At 58.5% G+C, this 19,334-nt stretch carries 17 protein-coding genes; 5 read left to right on the forward strand and 12 right to left on the reverse strand.

Annotation, left to right across the window (positions count from 1 at the left end; all coding sequences use genetic code 11):
• Positions 1-79 precede the first annotated feature (79 nt).
• Entirely contained in the window at positions 80-991 is a 912-nt protein-coding gene (locus AWB70_RS30200; protein ID WP_045453170.1) for a bestrophin family protein, read from the forward strand.
• 20 nt (positions 992-1,011) lie between these two features.
• Positions 1,012-1,461, forward strand: a complete 450-nt coding sequence (locus tag AWB70_RS30205) for a DUF1269 domain-containing protein (protein ID WP_045455497.1) — start codon at positions 1,012-1,014, stop codon at positions 1,459-1,461.
• A gap of 255 nt (positions 1,462-1,716) precedes the next feature.
• On the opposite strand, the gene AWB70_RS39670 is transcribed toward AWB70_RS30205, so the two are convergent.
• Positions 1,717-2,040 (reverse strand): DUF6566 family protein, encoded by a 324-nt coding sequence (locus AWB70_RS39670; protein WP_045453167.1) that lies wholly within the window; start codon positions 2,038-2,040, stop codon positions 1,717-1,719.
• 271 nt (positions 2,041-2,311) lie between these two features.
• Here AWB70_RS39670 and AWB70_RS30215 point away from each other — a divergent pair, with 271 nt between their 5' ends.
• The gene (locus AWB70_RS30215) at positions 2,312-2,527 is read left to right on the forward strand and encodes a hypothetical protein (RefSeq protein ID WP_045453165.1); all 216 of its coding nucleotides are present in this window, start codon (positions 2,312-2,314) and stop codon (positions 2,525-2,527) included.
• A 30-nt stretch (positions 2,528-2,557) separates the two neighbouring features.
• On the opposite strand, the gene AWB70_RS30220 is transcribed toward AWB70_RS30215, so the two are convergent.
• From AWB70_RS30220 to AWB70_RS30235, 4 genes are all read right to left on the reverse strand, one after another.
• Positions 2,558-5,326, reverse strand: coding sequence for an ATP-dependent Clp protease ATP-binding subunit (locus AWB70_RS30220; protein ID WP_053568948.1), 2,769 nt, complete (start codon positions 5,324-5,326; stop codon positions 2,558-2,560).
• A 148-nt stretch (positions 5,327-5,474) separates the two neighbouring features.
• Positions 5,475-6,278, reverse strand: coding sequence for a family 1 encapsulin nanocompartment shell protein (locus AWB70_RS30225; protein WP_053568947.1), 804 nt, complete (start codon positions 6,276-6,278; stop codon positions 5,475-5,477).
• Positions 6,271-7,323 (reverse strand): Dyp-type peroxidase, encoded by a 1,053-nt coding sequence (locus AWB70_RS30230; protein WP_053568946.1) that lies wholly within the window; start codon positions 7,321-7,323, stop codon positions 6,271-6,273. The genes AWB70_RS30225 and AWB70_RS30230 overlap by 8 nt, the downstream gene beginning before the upstream one ends.
• A gap of 253 nt (positions 7,324-7,576) precedes the next feature.
• On the reverse strand, positions 7,577-7,972 hold the full coding sequence (locus AWB70_RS30235; protein WP_045455495.1) for a host attachment protein: 396 nt from the start codon (positions 7,970-7,972) through the stop codon (positions 7,577-7,579).
• A 1,589-nt stretch (positions 7,973-9,561) separates the two neighbouring features.
• Here AWB70_RS30235 and AWB70_RS30240 point away from each other — a divergent pair.
• Both AWB70_RS30240 and AWB70_RS30245 read left to right on the forward strand, forming a co-directional pair.
• Positions 9,562-11,277, forward strand: coding sequence for a methyl-accepting chemotaxis protein (locus AWB70_RS30240; RefSeq protein WP_063786691.1), 1,716 nt, complete (start codon positions 9,562-9,564; stop codon positions 11,275-11,277).
• A 115-nt stretch (positions 11,278-11,392) separates the two neighbouring features.
• Positions 11,393-11,644: a hypothetical protein gene (locus AWB70_RS30245; protein ID WP_060854233.1), complete on the forward strand. Its 252-nt coding sequence runs from the start codon at positions 11,393-11,395 to the stop codon at positions 11,642-11,644.
• 318 nt (positions 11,645-11,962) lie between these two features.
• Here the strand turns inward: AWB70_RS30245 and AWB70_RS30250 are convergent, their stop codons facing one another.
• The 7 genes from AWB70_RS30250 to AWB70_RS30280 all read right to left on the reverse strand — a co-directional run bounded on the left by AWB70_RS30250 (position 11,963) and on the right by AWB70_RS30280 (position 19,299).
• Positions 11,963-13,291, reverse strand: a complete 1,329-nt coding sequence (locus AWB70_RS30250; protein WP_060854234.1) for an IS4 family transposase — start codon at positions 13,289-13,291, stop codon at positions 11,963-11,965.
• 132 nt (positions 13,292-13,423) lie between these two features.
• Entirely contained in the window at positions 13,424-14,773 is a 1,350-nt protein-coding gene (locus AWB70_RS30255) for a diguanylate cyclase domain-containing protein (RefSeq protein WP_053568940.1), read from the reverse strand.
• 54 nt (positions 14,774-14,827) lie between these two features.
• Positions 14,828-15,736, reverse strand: coding sequence for a flagellar brake protein (locus AWB70_RS30260; RefSeq protein ID WP_082378082.1), 909 nt, complete (start codon positions 15,734-15,736; stop codon positions 14,828-14,830).
• Positions 15,737-15,789: 53 nt separating this feature from the next.
• Complete coding sequence (gene flhC / locus AWB70_RS30265) at positions 15,790-16,386, reverse strand: flagellar transcriptional regulator FlhC (RefSeq protein ID WP_053568938.1); 597 nt, start codon at positions 16,384-16,386, stop codon at positions 15,790-15,792.
• Positions 16,383-16,703: a flagellar transcriptional regulator FlhD gene (flhD, locus tag AWB70_RS30270; RefSeq protein ID WP_374730266.1), complete on the reverse strand. Its 321-nt coding sequence runs from the start codon at positions 16,701-16,703 to the stop codon at positions 16,383-16,385. The genes flhC and flhD overlap by 4 nt, the downstream gene beginning before the upstream one ends.
• A 151-nt stretch (positions 16,704-16,854) precedes the next feature.
• Positions 16,855-18,909, reverse strand: a complete 2,055-nt coding sequence (locus AWB70_RS30275; protein ID WP_053568936.1) for an EAL domain-containing protein — start codon at positions 18,907-18,909, stop codon at positions 16,855-16,857.
• A 90-nt stretch (positions 18,910-18,999) separates the two neighbouring features.
• On the reverse strand, positions 19,000-19,299 hold the full coding sequence (locus tag AWB70_RS30280) for a hypothetical protein (protein ID WP_060854236.1): 300 nt from the start codon (positions 19,297-19,299) through the stop codon (positions 19,000-19,002).
• Positions 19,300-19,334 lie beyond the last annotated feature (35 nt).

Below are 19,334 nucleotides of genomic sequence, written 5' to 3' on the forward strand. Positions count from 1 at the left end.
CGTGGCGTTGGGCCGGACGAACGCGATCAGTCCGGCCGAAGCGATCAACTCCCGACCTATTCGCCTGTTGAGAGCATTCATGATTGTCCGACCGAATCAAAACTGGTTCACGTTGCTTTTCGTATGGAACGGCTCGGTGCTGCAGTCGATTATCCCTCAGCTTGTTTTCATGCTGATCATCAGTAGCCTTGCAGTTCTGACCCAGGGGAAAATCTTTGGCGAAAAAATCCCGCTGAACACGACCCCGTTCACGCTGTTAGGCATTGCGCTGGCGATATTCCTCGCGTTTCGGAACAATGAAAGCTACGCGAGATTCAACGAGGCTCGCCACCTGTGGGGCAACATCCTCATCGCCAGTCGCAATCTTGCCTCGCAAACGCTGTCCTACTTTCCGACGCAGATGGATCATGTCCGTTTCTGCAACTTGATCGTCGCCGTTCCCTATGCGCTCAAACATCAGTTACGTCGAACCGATTCGGTGCACGACCTTCACCGATTACTCGACGACTGTGAGAAGACTACGTTGCAAATGAAAGCCTACGTACCGGCTGCCCTATTGAGCGCAATGCGTGAACGCCTCGCTCAACTCGAAGACCGAGACGGGAGCACGATGACCAGGCTCATTATTTTGGACAATCAGATTTCCGAGCTTGAAAAATCAGTCGGCGGATGCGAGCGTATTGCATCGACGCCGATTCCGTTCGCCTATAGCGTGTTACTGCATCGTACCGTCTACGCGTATTGTGTCTTGCTTCCTTTTGGACTTGTGGACTCCACGGAGTTCTTCACTCCCCTGCTCTGTGTTTTCATTTCATACACCTTGATCGCATTGGAGGCAATCGCGAGTGAGGTGGCGAATCCATTCAGTGAGGCACCCAATGCGCTCGCCCTCGATTCCATGTCACGGAACATTGAACGGTCGGTCTTCGAGATCTATGGCCGCCCGATACCCGATGAATTGCGGCCGCGGCGCCCCTATCAATTCACGTGACGTCAATCGAGGAGGTCGGAATGTCGAGTCATCTGATAATCGCCACGTTTTCGAGCGTGGCGAACGCCGAACAGGCTAGCCGGGAAATTCAGCGCTTCGCATCCGAAGATGAAGGCCTGACGATTCACAGCGGCGTACTGGTGCAGAAAGGATCCGACGGCAACACAAACGTCCTCGCCACGCAGTCGAGAGCGATCTGGGGCCCGGTCATCGGAGCCATTACCGGTACGCTTCTGGGCTTACTCGGCGGCCCGGCGGGGGCGTTATTAGGTTTCACCGTGGGTACGTCCGCGGGTATCGCCCAGCAACTCATATCTGATGTTCTGGACGATGAATCAGTGAAGTCGACCCTCACTCTTCTTCCGGCCGGTCAGGTGGTTCTGATCCTGGAAGCCGACGAGGACTCACCCGCGCATGTCGATGCATTGATCGCTGCATCCAGGGGCAGCGTCGTCCGTCGCGATCTCTAATGAGACAGGGCGCGCGTGAGAAGCAGTTTGAGCGGATAAACCGCAATCACGGTGGCTACCACGCCGAATACCCAAAGCGCGATAAACCAGCACATTTTCGTGACCAGTGCTTTGCGCTTGCTCCGGGAGTCTGCTTTTATCATTTCAACCTCGCAAGATTGCCCTTCTCGCCACGCTGCTAACTGCACTCGCCATCATCGAACGATTCGTGAATGTTGTCCGCGCAGCGAGCGCGAGAAACTCAGTCAAACGCCGTCATGATCTACCGTAGAAGGTTGTTCCATCCCGACGCCGATCGACTTCTGACTGCACCCAAGCCGACGCACGCTCGCGGGTAGCGACCCAGGAATGTGACGCCTGGCCATACTGTTGCATCAAGACCCGGCGCGCCCATTCGATCCCATCGCGTGTCGCCTCCTCGACAGTCAGCCATTCGGGCTGAGTCGTCCGGGGCCATACATCGACGAGCGGCTGGCCGTCCTTGCTGAAGTCGATTTCGGCAACCCACGCCCCTCTTTCATTTTGACGGACTTCGACCGCGATGCTGAAGCCCCTAAACGCATCAAGTGCAGGACCCATAGTTCCCTCCGTTCGAAACGCACCCACTAATGTAGTCGTTTTGCAGGCGTCATGTGTCCGCGTGCTCCGATAATTATGATCGGTTGGAATGCGGATAAATTTTCCGCATGGATGTCAATCCGGTCATGGCTACATAAATAAGCATCCCAAATCGTCCGAGAGGTTCTCCGTTCCTTCGAGCATATACAAGCGTCGCTAAAAAAGCGCCTCTTTGCCGTCGCGTGGCCTATGCTGAGTGAAACGCCCTTTTCAAGCTATCCGGAGGTGCACCATGCAACAGCAACAGTCAGAGTTCGACTTCTACATCAACCTCACCAAACCGACGCTCGGACTGTACGTTCGCAAAGGGGCAGGCCTGCCGGATTTTGCAGCGGCCGAGGCGAAACAGTGGCAATTTTCCGGGCATGTCTGGCAAAGCGAGCTATCGCCCGAGATCCTCAAGGAACTGGAGGCGAACGGCCATGCGTTTCAGGAGCTGGGCGGCTGACATCGCCGCCCGGTTCCGGACAGAACGCGATCAGGTCTCGCTCTTCGCCGATTCCTTCCTGCCTTCCGTCTTCGGCGCGCTCTTTTTCGCGGCTGACTTGGCCTTCTTCGGCTTCGCTTCCGCTTCGACCTTGGTGAACACCATCTTGTCTGTGTCCTTGTCGTAGCTCACGTCTACCGTGTCGCCGGATTTGAGCTTGTCGCCGAGGATTTCCTTCGCGAGCCGCGTTTCCAGTTCCTGACGAATCTGGCGCTTCAATTCGCGCGCGCCGAACTCCGGCCGGTATCCCACATCGGCGAGATGATCGATGACCGAGTCCTGCACCTTGAGCGTGATGTCCTGCGCGTCGGCCGTGCGCGTGACGCGCTCGATCTGAATCTGCACGATCGCGCGGATGTTCTCGCGCGAAAGCCCATGAAACACAATGATTTCATCGATGCGATTCAGGAACTCGGGGCGGAAGTGGCCTTTCAGCACGTCCATGAGCTTCGCGCGCATGTCCTTTTCCGAATCGCGATCTTTCTCGTTCTTTTCAAGGTTATCCATGATGATGGACGCACCGAGATTGCTCGTCGAGATGATGATCGTGTTGCTGAAGTCGACGACGCGACCCTTACCATCGGTGAGGCGGCCATCGTCAAACACCTGCAGCAGCACGTTGTTCACGTCGGGATGCGCTTTCTCGATTTCGTCCAGCAGGATCACGCTGTACGGACGCCGGCGCACCCGCTCGGTGAGCTGACCGCCTTCGTCATAGCCGACATATCCCGGTGGCGCGCCGATCAGCCGCGCCACCGCATGCCGCTCCATGTATTCCGACATGTCGATGCGAATCACCGCCTGCTCGTCGCCGAACACGGTTTCCGCGAGCGCCTTCGCAAGCTCGGTCTTGCCGACGCCCGTCGGTCCGAGGAACAGGAAGGTCGCGATCGGCCGGTTCGCCTGGCCCATGCCCGCGCGCGACAGCCGCACCGCGTCGCTCACGGCGACCACCGCCTCGTCCTGACCGACCACACGCTCGCGCAGCGTGTTCTCCATGTCGAGCAGCTTCTGGCGCTCTTCCTGCGTAAGCTCGGTGACGGGAATGCCCGTGAGACGCGACACCACTTCCGCCACCGACGCCACCGTCACTTCGAGCGTCTCCGATCCGGTCTTGCGCTGCCAAGCCTCGGTGAGTTCCTCCAGCTTTTTCTGTTTCTCCTTGATGCGCTCCTCGAAGTTCTTCGCTTCATCGAAACGCTTGCGTGACGACGCGTAGTCCTGCTCGCGCTTCGACTGCGCGATCTCCGCTTCCAGCTCCTGAATCTCGGGCGGCCGCGAGGTCGAACCGATGCGCACGCGCGCCGCGGCCTGATCGATGAGATCGATGGCCTTGTCCGGCAGATAACGCGACGTGATATAGCGATCCGACAACTCGGCGGCGGCGACGAACGCATCGTCCGCGAAGGTGACCTGATGATGCGCTTCGAGCTTGTCGCGCAGCCCGCGCAGGATAACAATGGTCTGCTCGACCGTCGGCTCCGGCACGAGCACGGGCTGAAAGCGGCGTTCGAGCGCCGCATCCTTTTCGATGTATTTCTGATACTCGTTGAGCGTTGTTGCGCCGATGAGGCTCAGTTCGCCGCGTGCGAGCGCCGGCTTCAGCACGTTGGCAATATCGAGGCCGCCCTCACCGCCGCCCTGGCCCGCTCCAACAATCGTATGAAGCTCGTCGATGAAGACGATCAACTCGTCCTGCTTGGCCGTGACTTCATCGATGAGCTGCTTGGCGCGCTCCTCGAACTCGCCGCGATACTTCGCGCCCGCGACCATCGAATTGATGTTGATCTCGACGAGCCGCTTGTTGCGCAGATCTTCAGGCACGTCGTCATTGACGATTCGCTGCGCGAGACCTTCGACGATCGCGGTCTTGCCGACGCCCGGCTCGCCGATCAGCACGGGATTGTTCTTCTTGCGTCGTGCGAGCACCTCGATCGTATTTTCGATTTCCAGCGCGCGGCCGAGCACCGGATCGAGCTTGCCCTGACGCGCCATGGCGGTGAGATCGCGGCCGAACTTGTCGAGCGTGGGCGTGCCTGTGGGCGTGTCCACGCGGCCGTCTTCCGCGCCCTTGCCGACCACCTTCACCACCTTCTGACGGAGCGCTTCCGGCGTCACGCCATATTTCTTGAGCAGCGTGCCGGCAATCGAGTCAGGCACGGCCGCGAGCCCGATCAGCACATGCTCCGGACCGACATACGAATGCCCCAGTTCGCGCGACGCCTGGAACGCGTATTGAAAGGCTTTCTTGAGGCGCGGCGAGATCGTCATCTTCTCGACCGGCGCGTCCGGATCGGCCTTCCCTTTCTGAGCGTGCTCGTCGATATAGCGCTTGATGTCGTCGGGGGCGAGCTTCAGCTCCTTGAAGAGCGCCTGCACGATGTCGGTATCGGCGAGAACGTAGAGCACTTGCTCCGTGTCGAGCTCCGTTTTCTGCAGCTCGTGTGCTTTTTCAGCGGCACGTTGCAGTAACTCCATCGTTTGTTCGCTAAAGGCGTCGGTGACGTCGACGGACTCGCGCGGCACGGAGGCAATCATGTCCTCCTCGTCTTCATCGCCGGCGTCCTGCATGCCGCCCATCAGACGAGACAATCCGCCGCCGCCCAATAGTGAATCGAAGGGATTCAGCATGCTTTGATGCCGCATCAACTGCCGGTAGTCGTACTCGCAAATCGACATCGACTTGCGCTGGCCATTCTGCGCGACGGTCACTTGGGCGACAGCCGGACGGGCATGACAAATTTCGCAAAGGGCAGCCATGATCAATCGTCTCCATGTTCGGGGCGGTTCATCATCGAGCCCACCGATATGCGACTGTCGATCGGGCTCGACCCAAACCACCGCGTGGTAATCAGGTCTCACTCCCCAAGGTCTTTTATGGCGTCGTATTGTCCGGTGCGGCCGGGGGTCACTCCCCCACCGCGATGGATACCGAAGCCTCGCTCGTCAACATCAGGAACGTCAGCGTCTCGCGCAGATACAACTGCACGGTCGTGTCGGTATGACTCGTATAGCCGATGGACAGGTCCTGTCCGATATGCAATTCGTAATCGCCTCCGCGCGTGGACAGCACACAGCCGCCCTGCAACGCGGGCGCCCAAATGACCTCCCCGCTCACGATACGTTTGATGTGCTGGATCACCGGATAACCTTGATCGCTCGCCTCGGCAAGCGCCGTGTAGGCATCCGCCCCGAGCAACACCGAGTACGGGCCTTCGACGCCCGCGAGCCGCAGCTTTTCCAGCGCCTGACTGACCGCCGCGGGGTAGTCGGCCACGTCCGCCGGCAAAACCGTGGGCGGGTTCGAACTGCCCTCGCGTATCCCGACGATGCCTGCGGCGCCGAAGCCATCGAAAATCGCGCTGTCCTCGGCGAGTGCCAGTTCGCTCGCGGCGGTTTTCGCGGGCTGCCAGTCGCCGTCGTTCGAGCCGCGCTCCACGCTGTCGACCGCCTCGCGCTGCAGCGTGAACGGCACGCTCAATTGCACGAGTTGCCGGACGTCGTAAAGCTTGGCCGCCACGCCTTTCTTTGGAGCGGCGATGTTCGTCTGGTGCCCCGTGCCGATGGCCGCGAGCGCGACTCCGCCCGGGCTTTTCACGTCGATCACCCGCCGCCCCGCGACGGAGCGCTTGAAGGTGCGCGCCACTTCGGCTTCGATCTGTTCCCATGCGTCTTCGGAAATCGGTGCAAGCTCGCGATGAAGGTTATTCATGTTGTGGCGTTCCTTTGAGTGAGCCGATGTTCAGTTTTCCGTCGCGGGTCGCTTCGCGCCGAGGCGCGCTGGAAGGCGAGGCCGACACCGCCGCGGCGGGCGTTCTGTCGGGAAGCGCGTCGAGCAGATCGGCGGACGGCACGAAGAAGAGCCCGCCCGTCACCGCGCGACTGTAATCGAGCAGACGGTCGTAATTGCCCGGCGGCCGACCGACGAACATGTTCTCCATCATCTGCTCGATCGGTCCGGGCATGCGCGCATAGCCGATAAAGTAGGTGCCAAACTCCTTTGCACCGGGACGGCCGAAGGCCATGTTGTGCCGCAGGATTTTCACCTCCTGACCATTCTCTTCGATGGTCGTGAGCGAGCTGTGCGAGCAAGAGGGTTTCACGTCCGCGCCCAGTTCGACATCGGACAGCTTCTTGCGCCCGATGATCTTTTCTTGTTGCTCGACCGTCAAAGCATTCCATGCCCTCAAGTTGTGAAAGTACTTCTGTACGACCACATAGCTGCCGCCCGCGAATTCCTCATCCTCATCACCGACAATCGTGAAGTTTGCAGCGCTTTTGCCCGATGGGTTCTCCGTGCCGTCGACGAAACCCACCATGTCGCGCAGATCGAAGTAGCGAAAGCCGTGCACCTCGTCGACGACCGTGACGGCATTTCCCAGTTTGTCGAGCAACTGTGACGCAAGTTCGAAACAAAGATCCATGTGATCCGCGCGGATATGCAGCAGGATGTCTCCGGGCGTGACAATGGCGCGGCGCTCGCCCGATCCGAATTCGATGAACGGATGCAGCGACGCGGGACGCGGCGCGCCGAAGAGAAAGTCCCACGCTTCGGAGCCGAAGCCGCACACGCAAGAGAGCTTAGCGGTGGGTGCGCGCGTGCCGACCGCGCGGACTAGCGCGGCAATCTCGCCGCACCATTCCCGCACGGCAGCAGCCTCGTCTTCGCCGCGCGCTACCGTCAGTGTGAGAAAGATCGCGCTTCGGGAGATCGGATCGCAGACGGCTTGTGGTTCCGGTGTGTTGTTGTTGGGCATCTGAAATTTTGCAATCACGTCGGGGTACTCGCTCGACGGGGAATCACGCCGATTGCGTCACCGGGACAAGAACTTCGGAACGTGACTGTGCGTCTCCCAATACAGAGTTAGCAGGCACGACACCGTTATGACATCACGACGAAATTCCGTTTACCGATGTTTAGTATCGGATAGCGCGTACGTGCGACAGGCCGCTGGAGCCGGGTGACAATCCAATGCGCATGACGAAGCGGTCTTTCATATCATGCAGGCGTCACCTCTGTTGCAGATGCTCCTGTATCTCTTTGATGCTCAACGTCGAATAATCCTTGCTGACCTTTTCGAAGACGAGTTCACGGGTTTGTGCGCTCAGGCTGGACAAGATCATGCCAAGAAACTTGGATTCCGCTATTAGTCTCAGGCGGCCAAAGCGTTGATGGAGACGCGCCTGTTCGAGGTATTCAGCTACCTGAATTGCAAATTTATCCCGTTCTTTTTCCGTTCGTTCGCTCCCGGAAAATTCGACTGCCTGCTTTTCGGTTAGCGTCGTGGCGCTATGCGCGACATTGACGAAATCGTCGACTTCTTCCAGGTCGCGTGTGAGCCCTGGAGCCTGGAACACGCGCGCCCGACCTTCATCCGCCACTACAATCCACGTCTTGTCGTTCATCATGTCCCTCCGATGCAAAGCCCTCAAAACGAAAGCGCTCTCAAACGTCGGCATGCGGATCTCAGTGGCAATCTTCCCGCCCGTGTTATTGGCATGTCGGCGACTGCGGTTGATACCCGAGTTACATTTGCGCGCTCAAACGGTCATGTCCCCGATGTCCGCAAGCTTAAGCCACCGGTGGCGTTGCCAACCATCGGTACGAGCCGATACTTATTATCGAATCGCTAAGCCAGACCAATTAATTTGTCTTCCACATTAGATGTGTAGAAGCATGCCCTCGGCGCGGTACTTCGCTGCTGTCCGCCGATCAATGCGAGACGAAAAGCTGGACCCGATATTGGCTGCCCGGAGTTTCGCGAGGGACGGGTCACGGGCATTCGACAGAGCGATCAAGTCTCTACGTCGCGAGATGTCGCTGTCGCTGTCTCTCTGGGTATAGATGCAAGGCACTTGCGGAAAATAGCGCCGGAGACAGGTGTTTCGCTGTGCGTCGTCGAAAAGCAAGGCGCGCTCAAAGACAACGAGAGATGGATGAGTTGCGATTTGCCGAATTCGACGACTCATTTACAGGCTTACAGACCAGCGGAACTGTGGAAGAACTCAATTGGCTTCCGGAAAATTAACCAAATAACTTCTGTTTTGGCCGGATTCTGAGGTCGAAACGGAGCCTAGGCGCTTGGTCTGTTACTCAAATAACTTCCGGGAGCGACAAGTTTCAACCCTAAATCTTCCATCGTCGCGAAGAGACCGTCAACCATCGTTGCGATTGGGCCCCGTGAGCGTCCGTGACCGCTACCAGGCAAGAACGTCCAAGCCGAGCATCTCATCGGCCATTGCTGACGTTCGTCGTTTGCCGGCGGGACGGCTCTTCAACCCTCGACACCGGGTCGTTCACAACTACGGTCATCGCGAACAGCGGTTCGCCTTCCGACCAAAAAGCGAAATCGACCCACTGCAGCCGTCCGACAGTCAGCCGCCTCGCGGGCCAGTATTGTCAGCGGAGCAGACGTTCGAAGACACGACGTACGGATGCTTCAGACGAGATTCGTCCACAGCAAACTCGGTTAGCCAGCAGCGCCTCGCGTGCGATTACTAAAGTTCGGGGCCGGCCCGGGACAAGATTCCCGTCGTACGCGAGCGCTTTTCGGGCGAACTCGACCCCGCTTGCTCGACCTCACCTAGTCGGATCCTCGCGGCTGTGGCAAGCACGAACGAAAGTTTCCTTTGACTTTGAGAGATTGTTGGTCTTCGTTAAGCGCGCTTCATTCCATTCTCTCGTTCGAACCGTTGATATGACCCTTGCGCGTAGTCCGCTACGTCACCTCTCGATCAGCGGCCGAAGCCAGCGGCAAGTAAGACACTGGCGTCCCGCCGATAACCCGCCTACTAGAAACAAACAATTTGACTGCGGTCAATATTTTCGAGTTTCTTCTCCTGTCGAATCGTTTCGCTCAACCGAAATATAGTTCGAGACTGTGCGGATCGGTATCCACAGCGCTCTATGCCCGTCTCCGCGGGCTCACGACTAAATCACCATCGCGAAGCCGTTCTGTAAGCCGGCGATGTGTTTATCTATCGAAGGATTTCCGATGTCGCAGTTCTTCTCTTCCATAAAATCCAGAATCATTCTGGTCCTCACAGCCAGCATGCTCATCACGGTTCTCGTGGGCGGAGCCGGGCTGTATGGCATGTCGAGTCTGAGTGGCTCCATGCAGGAAACGTATCGCGGCAATATCGTTCCGATCACGCGCGTGGCAAAGGTACGCGCTGCGATGATGAATATGCGCCTCGCGCTGTGGAGAATGCAGGCGCAGCAGATCAAGGATCTGGTCCCGAAGGTTCGGGAATTCCAGTCGCAGATGGACAGTGACTGGAAGAGCTATTACACGGGCGGTGAAATCACCAGTCCGTCCGAGCAGGCGATCGCCGACAAGATCAACGCACTGATTCCGCGATTCGAAGCCGCTGTGGCGCAGGAACTTCCGTTCATCGAGGCCGGCGATTTTGCCGCGGCAGGCAGACTTCAAACGGAAACCGTGTTCCCGATGGGCAACGAACTTTCGGATCTGATCGGCGACGACTTCGAGAATAATGCCGATCAGGCGCGGGACGCATCAGCGGCAGGCGAAGCACAAGCGGCGCGCCTTACATGGATCAATCTGACCTTGATCCTGATCGGCGCGGCCGCTCTGACGGCATCGACGGTCTATCTCGTCCGAGTCATCACGGTTCCGCTGAACAACACGGTCAGAATCGCCAGCGATATTTCGGAAGGCCGTCTCGATAGCCGTATCGTAGCGAAGGCACAAGGCGAATTTGGCCACTTGCTGGACGCCATGAAAACAATGAGCGAGACCCTCGCCGGCACGGTGCGAGGCATTCGCGATTCGAGCGAGTCCGTCAATGTGGCTGCGGCGCAGATCGCGGCGGGCAATCAGGACCTGTCGGCGCGTACCGAAGAGCAGGCTTCATCGCTGGAACAAACCGCCGCGAGCATGACGCAGCTCACCGAAACCGTTCGTCAAAACGCCGACAACGCGCGCCAGGCGAACTCGCTCGCCAACAATGCGCGCGAAATGACGGACGCGGGCAGCGCGGCGGTCGAATCCATGGTTGCCACGATCAAGGACATCAGCGCGGACTCCAGCCAGATTGCTGAAATCACCGGCATGATCGAAGGCATCGCCTTTCAGACCAATATTCTCGCGCTGAACGCGGCCGTGGAAGCGGCGCGCGCCGGAGAGCAGGGCCGCGGGTTCGCGGTGGTGGCGGGTGAAGTGCGCACACTGGCGCAACGCGCGTCGGTGGCGGCCAAGGAGATCAAGGAACTGATCGAAGCTTCGGCCAAGAAAGTGCACCGGGGCGCGGAACAAGCCGGTGTCGTCAGCGCCAACATGGATCAGGTCAGTCATGCGATTGGCCGGGTATCCGACATCGTCGGCGAGATCACGGCTGCATCGGACGAGCAAAGCAAGGGCATCGAACAGGTCCACGCAGCGATCACGCAAATCGACGAGGTCACGCAGCAAAACGCCGCCCTGGTCGAAGAAGCCGCTGCCGCTGCGCAATCGCTGCAGGAACAGGCCGACCGGATGAAATCGGATATGGGCTTCTTCCGACTCGATGGCGACGCATCCGCAATCACGCGAAAAGCGCCTGTCCCCTCGCCTGTCAGGAAACTGCCAACCGCATCGATCGCGAAGCCCCGAAAGGCGATGTCGTCCGCCAGCACGAAGGCAATCGATCCTTCCGCATCGGCACCGGCACCGGCACCGGCCGACGAATCCGAATGGCAAACCTTCTGACGCCAAGGAGCAAGGTATGAATACATCTTTGCAAGTCAACCCTCACCTTCAGGCCGTGCTTCCGCGCGCAACCGAAGATATGAGCGAAACGGCTGGCCCCGTTCTTCGCGCTGATATGAAACCCGAAGATCTGGTGGTATCGCTTGGCAACGGCTACATCCAGTCGACAGCCCGGCTTGTCGTCACGCAGGAAATCGCTCAGGTGTTGATCTCATTGACGCAGCAGGAACAGCGAATCGAAGCGGAGGCGCTGTTCAAGAAACGCATGGACAGGATTCTCGCGCTCGGCGACGACAATCCCATGCCGCAGGCGTTTCAGGACGAACTGCTGATCGAAGTGCGCAAGTGCTTGAACGCACTTCGATGAACCGGTCCATTGCGGCGAAACAGCATGGCAATCTATCAGGAAAGCAAGTACGTAACCGTCTTCAAACACATCGCGTTCGATGCGCTTCACGCGGCAGGATCGCGCGCACCACATTCAGGCGTCTACCGCTGCGAAGGATGCGGCGTCAATGAAGTAGCGGTCTCGGGACACCCGCTGCCTGCACAAAGTCATCATCGACATAGCGGCTTACAGCAAGGTTCGATCAGATGGCGGTTGATCGTGGCGACTAGTTAGCGTCGCGAAGAAACGCAAGCACGCATCATGCAAAAGAAAAGCCGCCCTCGGGCGTAATGCCGTTCAGTTAAGGTCCTTTCTAAGGTACCGGACGGAGTAACGTGAAGGGCGCGATTTGACGACTCGCTCGCATGTGCGGCCGGGTCGTTTTTCATTTGGCAATGCCTTCAGCCGTTCGCGCAGTCGCTGAAGGCATGCGGGCAGCTTGGCGAACGCAGGGGTGACAGCGGCCCACATCATCTCGTGCTGGATTGTGTGGACGGCGCGCACAAAGCTGATGTCCGTTGGAGCGAGTTTCACTTCGAAGGCGGCATTGGCGATCTCGCGACGGATCAGATTGTAGGCAATCAGGGCTCCCCAAATTTCCTGATAGACGCCTTCGACTGTGCGGCTACGCAGGGTCAGTTCCATCCCCAGCATCGACTGCTTGAGTTCTCGGTAGCTGGTTTCAATCTGCCAGCGGCGCTCGTAGCAGGCGACGATATCGGCCGGTTTGAAGCATCGGCGATCGCTCAACGAGGTCAGCAACACGCGTTCGCGCCCGCGCGCATCGATGGTGCGAATCGCGCGCGCCTGCCAGAACTCAGGCAGTGCAGGACACTTCTTGCGTGCCGGAACAGAGACGCGCATGCGCACGGTCGCATCCTCAGCGGTGCCCGCGATAACGTCCCAGCGAGTATTGGACTTGGCCGGAATCAGAAAGTGACGATTGCGGCCATTCATGGTCAGGCCACACAAGATCTCAGCGGCCAAAAAACCCCTGTCGAACACAGTGAGTGAATCGTCCGGCACCTGCGGCAGCAGGCTTTTGGCATACACCATTTCATTGGTGTCGTAGCGGCCGAAGTTCACGTCGGCGACCAGGTGGGTCGGAATGGAGCTCAGCGTGACCGCCCGGACCTGAGGATAGCTGGCGACCTTGCCGCTGGCATAGCCCTGGGCACCAAAGTGCTCGCGGTTGGCAGGGCTGTCGGCAATACGCAGCGTAGTGCCATCCATCGCCCACAAGCTCAGCCCTTTGAACCCGTGGTGAACCGCGTCCTGTGTGCACCAGGCGCGCGCCGTGCGTTCGAACAGCCATGCAAGCGGGGCCTCGCCGATGCGCTGTCGTGCCTGTGCCACCGCGCTCTTGCTCACAAACGGTGCTGCGTTGTCAGGCAGGGCCAAATCCAAATTATCCAGGACTTCGCTGATCGACCAGTGTCGATACATCGCCAGCGCAATCACGAGCCATACCACCTGTTCGGCCGGCAGCCGGCGACGCCGGATGCTCGCCACTCCTGTGGCCTGAACCGCTCGCTCGATCCACTCATACGGCAAATGCTCGGCCAGCCGACTCGGATCGGCCGGCTGCTGCGCTTCGAGAAGAAAAGTCAGGTGGCTGGAAAGCATCGCGCCGTCAAGTTAACAGCGCGACGCCTCGTTTACAACCACTTCTTAACGCTCAAAAACAAAATGCCGTTCAGTCTTAACTGAACGGCATTACGCCCTCGGGCGGCTTTCTATCGACTGCGAAAAAGAGGCTCAAGGCAGCATGAAAGCCGTCGTCTCCGGCGACACGCTTCCCGCCGAAAAACACACCTGATTCTTGCCGTGCTGCTTTGCTTCGTACATGGCGCGATCCGCTGCGTTCAGCAGCGTGTCGGGCGTTGCGGGCCCGTCCATGAAGAAACTCACGCCGATGCTGCACGATGCAGTCAGTTCGATGCGGTCGAGCAGAATCGGACGCGAACACGCCGAAAGCAGCCGCTCGACGATGCCTCGACAATGTTCCGCCAATCGCACGCCAGGCAAAATCGCGACAAACTCGTCGCCGCCGATTCGCGCGAGGAAGTCTCCCTCGCGAAGCGCCTGGCTCAAGCGCTCGCCAATGGCCGCAAGAAAGCGATCGCCGGTTTCGTGCCCTTGTGAATCGTTGATCAGTTTGAATCCGTCGAGATCGATGAAAGCGAGCGCAAAGGTTTCGCCTGCCCGAACGCATCGCTCGATGAATGCATCGAGCTTCGTCACGAGCGAGCGGCGATTCGGCAGCCCCGTCAGCGCATCGCGATAAGCGGCCGCTTCGAGTTGCTTCTGCTTTTCTCTCAGCTCGGTCACGTCGGCAATCAGAAAGATGAAGTTCTCGACCGCGGTCTCGCTCGCCTTGACAGCGGTCACCGTTACTTGTGCGACGAATGAGCCGCCATGCTTCTTTCGCCCCGTACTTTCGATGCGCAAATGTTCGGTCGTGCCGGAGAGCAGCATGGCCGAAAACTCTGCGATGCCATCCTCGCTCTTCAGAAACGATTCGATGGAAAAGCCCATCGCTTCGTTTTGAGCAAAACCCGTCGTCGCGCAGAACGCGTGGTTGACCTCGACGATCCGACCTTGATGATCGGTAATGGCAATCGCCTCGCTGGAATAGGTGAAGACATTGGACGCTTTGAGCAGGCGCTTGTTAGCCAGCTTCTGGAAGGTGATGTTTCGCGCGATTTTCGAAGCGCCGATGATTGCGCCCTCGCCGTTCCGGACGGGCGAGACTGTCACGGAAACATCGACTTTGCCGCCGTCTTTCCGGATACGCGTCGTATCGAAGTGATCGACCCGCTCTCCTCTTATCACGCGCGCCAGAATCATGTGTTCTTCTTCGAGGCGTTCGGGAGGGATGAGCACCAATACGGGCCGGCCGACAATCTCGTTCTGCTCGTAGCCGAAGATGGCGCGCGCACCGTTGTTCCATGTGCGGATGATGCCGTCGAGCGTCTTGGCAACGATGGCATCGTCGGAAGAATCGATGATGGCTTCCGCAAGATGAAGCGAGGTCGTCTGATCGAAGCTGTCGGTGAAATTTCCGGCAGCGAGTGTGGAATGAGCTTTAGCCTCGGACTTTCTCATCTGCTTTCCTTCTGCGCGGTTTTCGACGCCTGTTCTGAAATCGCTGTCGCCCGATCAATTCGGGGTGGAACTGAGGCTCGTTGCGATGTCGAAGATATAGTTTTGCAGGCTCGCTCTCTCCTGGTCGGAGAGACCTTGCAGCTCGACGCCGAAGACCTTGTGATGCGCGCCTCTGACCGACGCGTTTCTGACGATGCCTGTCAGCATGAGCGACGATCCAAAGCCGTCGCCGGCCGGCAATCGCAGCGAGATTCGAAAATGCTCGCCCACCATCAGATCCGCTTCCGGTACGGAAATGCCCATTCCGCCGATGCTCAGATTGACGATGGTCGCATCGAATCCGCTTGTCGTCATGTCGTTGCGGATGACGCGCGCATCGAGATCGACATCGACACGAAGATGGCGCCGGAAAATCTGACGCGTCGCCTGCACCGGAAGATCGATGTGGAGGATATCGAAAGGTTCGAATACGCGAGCCTGCACGCGACTATGAAACATGTAGATATAGCGGCCGACGACGATCTTTCCCTTGACTTCGATACCCGGCTGAAATGCGTCCGCGCACTGTGGCACCGTGACCAGCAGGCTTTGCCCTTTCAGCGTTCCCACGAAGTTCGCGCTGAACGACACGTCTTCTTGCCTGCTCAAGCTCAGAAGAAAGAATTCCGGACCGCGCGTGAATGCCGGGAACGACGTGACGACCGGACCCTGCGAGCGAATCTCGCGAGACTGCGTACGCGTGTTGGTGTTCAGAATGCCGAATACCCGTCCATTCTGGATTCCGCGATAGTCTCCGCGCATCTCATGCCTGAACGCCTTCATTTCGATCAGGCGATCGATCTGATCCTGTTTCTGGATCACATAACCTCGTCCTAGCAGAAGATCTCCGGCGACGGAATAGACCGGAAACTGCAAAGGAACGCCGACGCTCAGATCGGCATGGGAGACTCTAACTCGGGCCATGTTCTAATCACTGATTTTCGTAAGGCACGACACTAAACCTGAGCGATACCAACTCAGGCCGGAATCGCCTCGAGCTCGCTGATGCGATCGGGACGTCCCTTTCCCGCGCGTGCCGGAGGACGGCAAATGCCGCAAATAAAGTTTGGCTTCAGCTCGAACTTATGACCAATGAATTGCCCCTGGCAACATGTGCAACGGCACGATTCGAGTACGTCGCACTCGATGAACCGCAGCAACGTCCAGGCACGCGTCAAGCTCAGAAGAGGTTCGCGATCCGTGCTCGACGTGTGTTCCAGGTAAAGTCGATAAGCGCTCAACAACGCCTCGATGCGCTCCACTTGCGCAGTGTCGAGCAGGAAGCGATAGAAGGAATAAAACAGCGATGCGTGAATGTTCGGCCGCCACGTCAGGAACCAGTCTTCCGAAAAGGGCAACATGCCCTTGGAAGGCGACACGCCTTTCAGCTCCTTATAAAGTCGGATCAGACGATCGCGAGACAAGGTCGTCTCCGCTTCGAGCACTTGAACGCGCGCGCCCAAATTGATCAAACCGATGGCGAGCTGGGTTTGATGCGCCTCATTCAGCAAACTCTTCTGTGCGAGCTCCGACGTGTCCTTCGTCTTTTTCAGACACGGATGAATCCGGCTCATTGAATCGACTCGACGGGTTGCTGAACGAGCAAGAGCGCTGTCTGCATGCGGCTCATATCGATGTGTTTGGCGTGATGTGTGAGGGTCGAAAGAATCGCATGATCGTCAAAGCGGAACCGGCATAGCATGATGTTGGAATCGGCAAGCTTCATCAGTTGTGCAGGCGTGATCATCGCGAGCACTTCCGCCACGTCTTTCCCGATGCCGAGACGCAGCATCGCTTCGGCCAGATCGTCACGAATCATATTTTGCGCGAGCAGGAGGTAGGACAAGTTGACTTCCCGCAGCGCGTCGAGACGTTCGATGCTTTTCAAAATAACCTCGTAGTAATTCGCTCAATCAGCCTGATTCCGCATCACCCAACGGATTGACCACATGATATTGAGATAAGGCGACGAAGATATTGAGCGCAATCAAAAATGAACTATCGTTCACCCTGTTCCGAATAGTCGCCGATCCGTTTTAAAGTCAGATTTCCGAAACAAGGCTGCGTCTCGCCGATTGATAGCTTTCGCTGCCGACACCGTGTTGCGCAAACGCTTCGAGCAACGCGTCTTTCGCGGGCGATCGCGAAACCGAGGGGAGAATGCAATCGAGCGCGATGGCGGAATCCGGGAACAAGCACACCGACATCGCACTGCGAACCTCCGAATGCAGATGCAGTGTTTCTTCCCAGATCAAAAGACGCGCGAGTTTGCCCAGCCGGCTGACAGGCTGTCCGGTCTGCAACATCGCGGCGTTCGTGTTCATCCACAGGGCAATCTGCGCGGCCGGCATCGGACGCGCGATTCCATAACCCTGAACGAAATCCGCACCGAGAATGACGAGTGCATCGACGAGGCCTTTATCTTCGACGCCTTCCACGACAACCGTCTTTCCGAGCGAATGCGCGAGCCGCGTCAACTGATAAATGAAACGCAGCATGTCGGAATTGTCGTTGCCATCCAGACGCACGATCTCCTTGTCGATCTTGATGCAATCGAACGGCAGCACTCTCAGCCGGTTCAGGCTGCTGTGTCCCGCGCCCAGATCGTCCTGCGCAAGAATGACGCCGAGCCCCTTGTATTTGAGGATGCCTTGAAGAGAACGCTCGCGCTGCAACTCCTCCGTCTCGAGCACTTCGAGCGTGAGGGCGGATGGATCGCATGCGTGTCTTGACAGCACGTTCCGTGTCGCGTCGAAGTAGCGCGGGTCATTGAGTCCGCTTGGCGGGAGATTGACAGAAATATCCAGGTCGATGCCTTCCCGAAGCCAGCTATTCCGTTGCGCCAGAGCTTGCTCCAGCCCTCGCACGAAGAGCTCGTACATATCGTCGCGCGAGAAGGTCGGAAGGAACTGGCCGGGCGCGAGCAGGCGATGCCCGTCATGCAAGCGCGCCAGTGCCTCCACCTTGGCAACCTCGCGCGTCCTCAGATTCAGGATCGGCTGGTAGTGCATCTGCAAGCCGTCGGCGCGCAGCAGTTCGCTCCACTGCTGCCTGACCGAAAAGGGCACGGTGTGCGTGCCGCCCTCGACGTGTTCGATGCGGGTTATCGCGAGGCCGAGCAAGGTCTGCACGAGCGCGATGAAATCATGTTGATCGCCGCCCGCAAATCCGCCGGGCAACGCACTATAAAGGCACAGCACGGCTCGCGGGGCTTCGCCTATCGGGCTGAGTGGAATCGCGGCGAGAGAGCGAAAGCCATGCTCGCCGAGAAGCTTTCGCCAGGGCGCGACGTGCCGGTCGGTGACGGTGTTGATCACGCGCGCCGTTGTGCCCGTCCGGAAGGCGACGCCTATCGGGCCTTGGCCCAACCGGTCGTTCTCATGCTTCAGTACGCCCAAGCCTTCGGCCTCGATGGCCTGCAGATAGTCCGGCAGACGCGCGCCGCCGACAGCCTCCCAGCGAAAGCGCCCATCCGCGTCGGGACGCCCGACCGCACAGCCCGCTATTTCCTCAAGCTGTGCGATGGCCTGCACGATGCCATCGACCAGACTTGCATAGCTGTCCACTTCGGAGGTAATACGGATGATGGACAGCAACAGTTCGGAACGCGCGCTTTGCACCTCCTTGTAAACCTCGGCTTGAATGGCGAGATCGCGTGCAAAACGCAGAGTCAGTATCGTCAGTGCCTCGCCGTGGCTATCCGGATCGATCTCGCTGCAGATCGCGCTCTCAAAGATCGCACGGCTGTGAACGAGATTCTCGTGATCGAGTCCGAGCGTCGCATGGATCCGGCCGATTCGCAGCGCCATCGTGCGATGCTCGGCCGCCGTGAGGTCGGGATTTGCGAGCCTGAGCACGTTTCGGATTTGCTGCGCTTCGAGGTGCGCGAGCTCGGAATCCGAAAGCCGCTCCAGAATGCGCCTCGACTCGGGCAGGCCGGCGAGCATCGAATAGAAGCGATTGACCACCCGCGACGCGCTGTCGGACAACGCGGACGTCAGCGATGCCAGCGCGCGTCGATGCGCCTCTCCGTAGATCGAAAATTCTTCATCTGCCGGGTGAGCCCCGTCGGTCTGCGAGGCAAGGCGGTTTAGCATGGCGTGCTTTCCTCTTTATATTTTTGGCGCTACAGATTCAGCTTGCGGTTGAATCGCCTCTCGAGACAAAGGGCGCGGAATCGCTCGGCGTTACGTCGCCGCTTTCTTGCCGAGGGTGCCGAGAAAATAGTTGATCTCATTCAGGAACGCGGTCTGTGCGCCTGCCGGAAATACGTTGTCGTCCGTCATTTCAAGCACGCGCTCGATCCGCGTTCTGAAACTGCGCTCGATGTCCGCGCGCGAACTGACGGGAAAATGTGTCAGTAGCGCCTGACAGAGTTCGCGTATCACGATCATGCGCACGCCGTAGTCGAGTAACGCGTTGCCCTGAACGGTCGTGAGCTGCGTATGCGCTTCGTTTGTCGCTGCTTCAAAGGCGGAGGTCTGCATGGCTTGACTCATAAGGAAGATGTTTCGAGACGCGC

This window comes from Caballeronia cordobensis (genome assembly GCF_001544575.2).
Taxonomy (GTDB): Bacteria; Pseudomonadota; Gammaproteobacteria; order Burkholderiales; family Burkholderiaceae; genus Caballeronia; species Caballeronia cordobensis.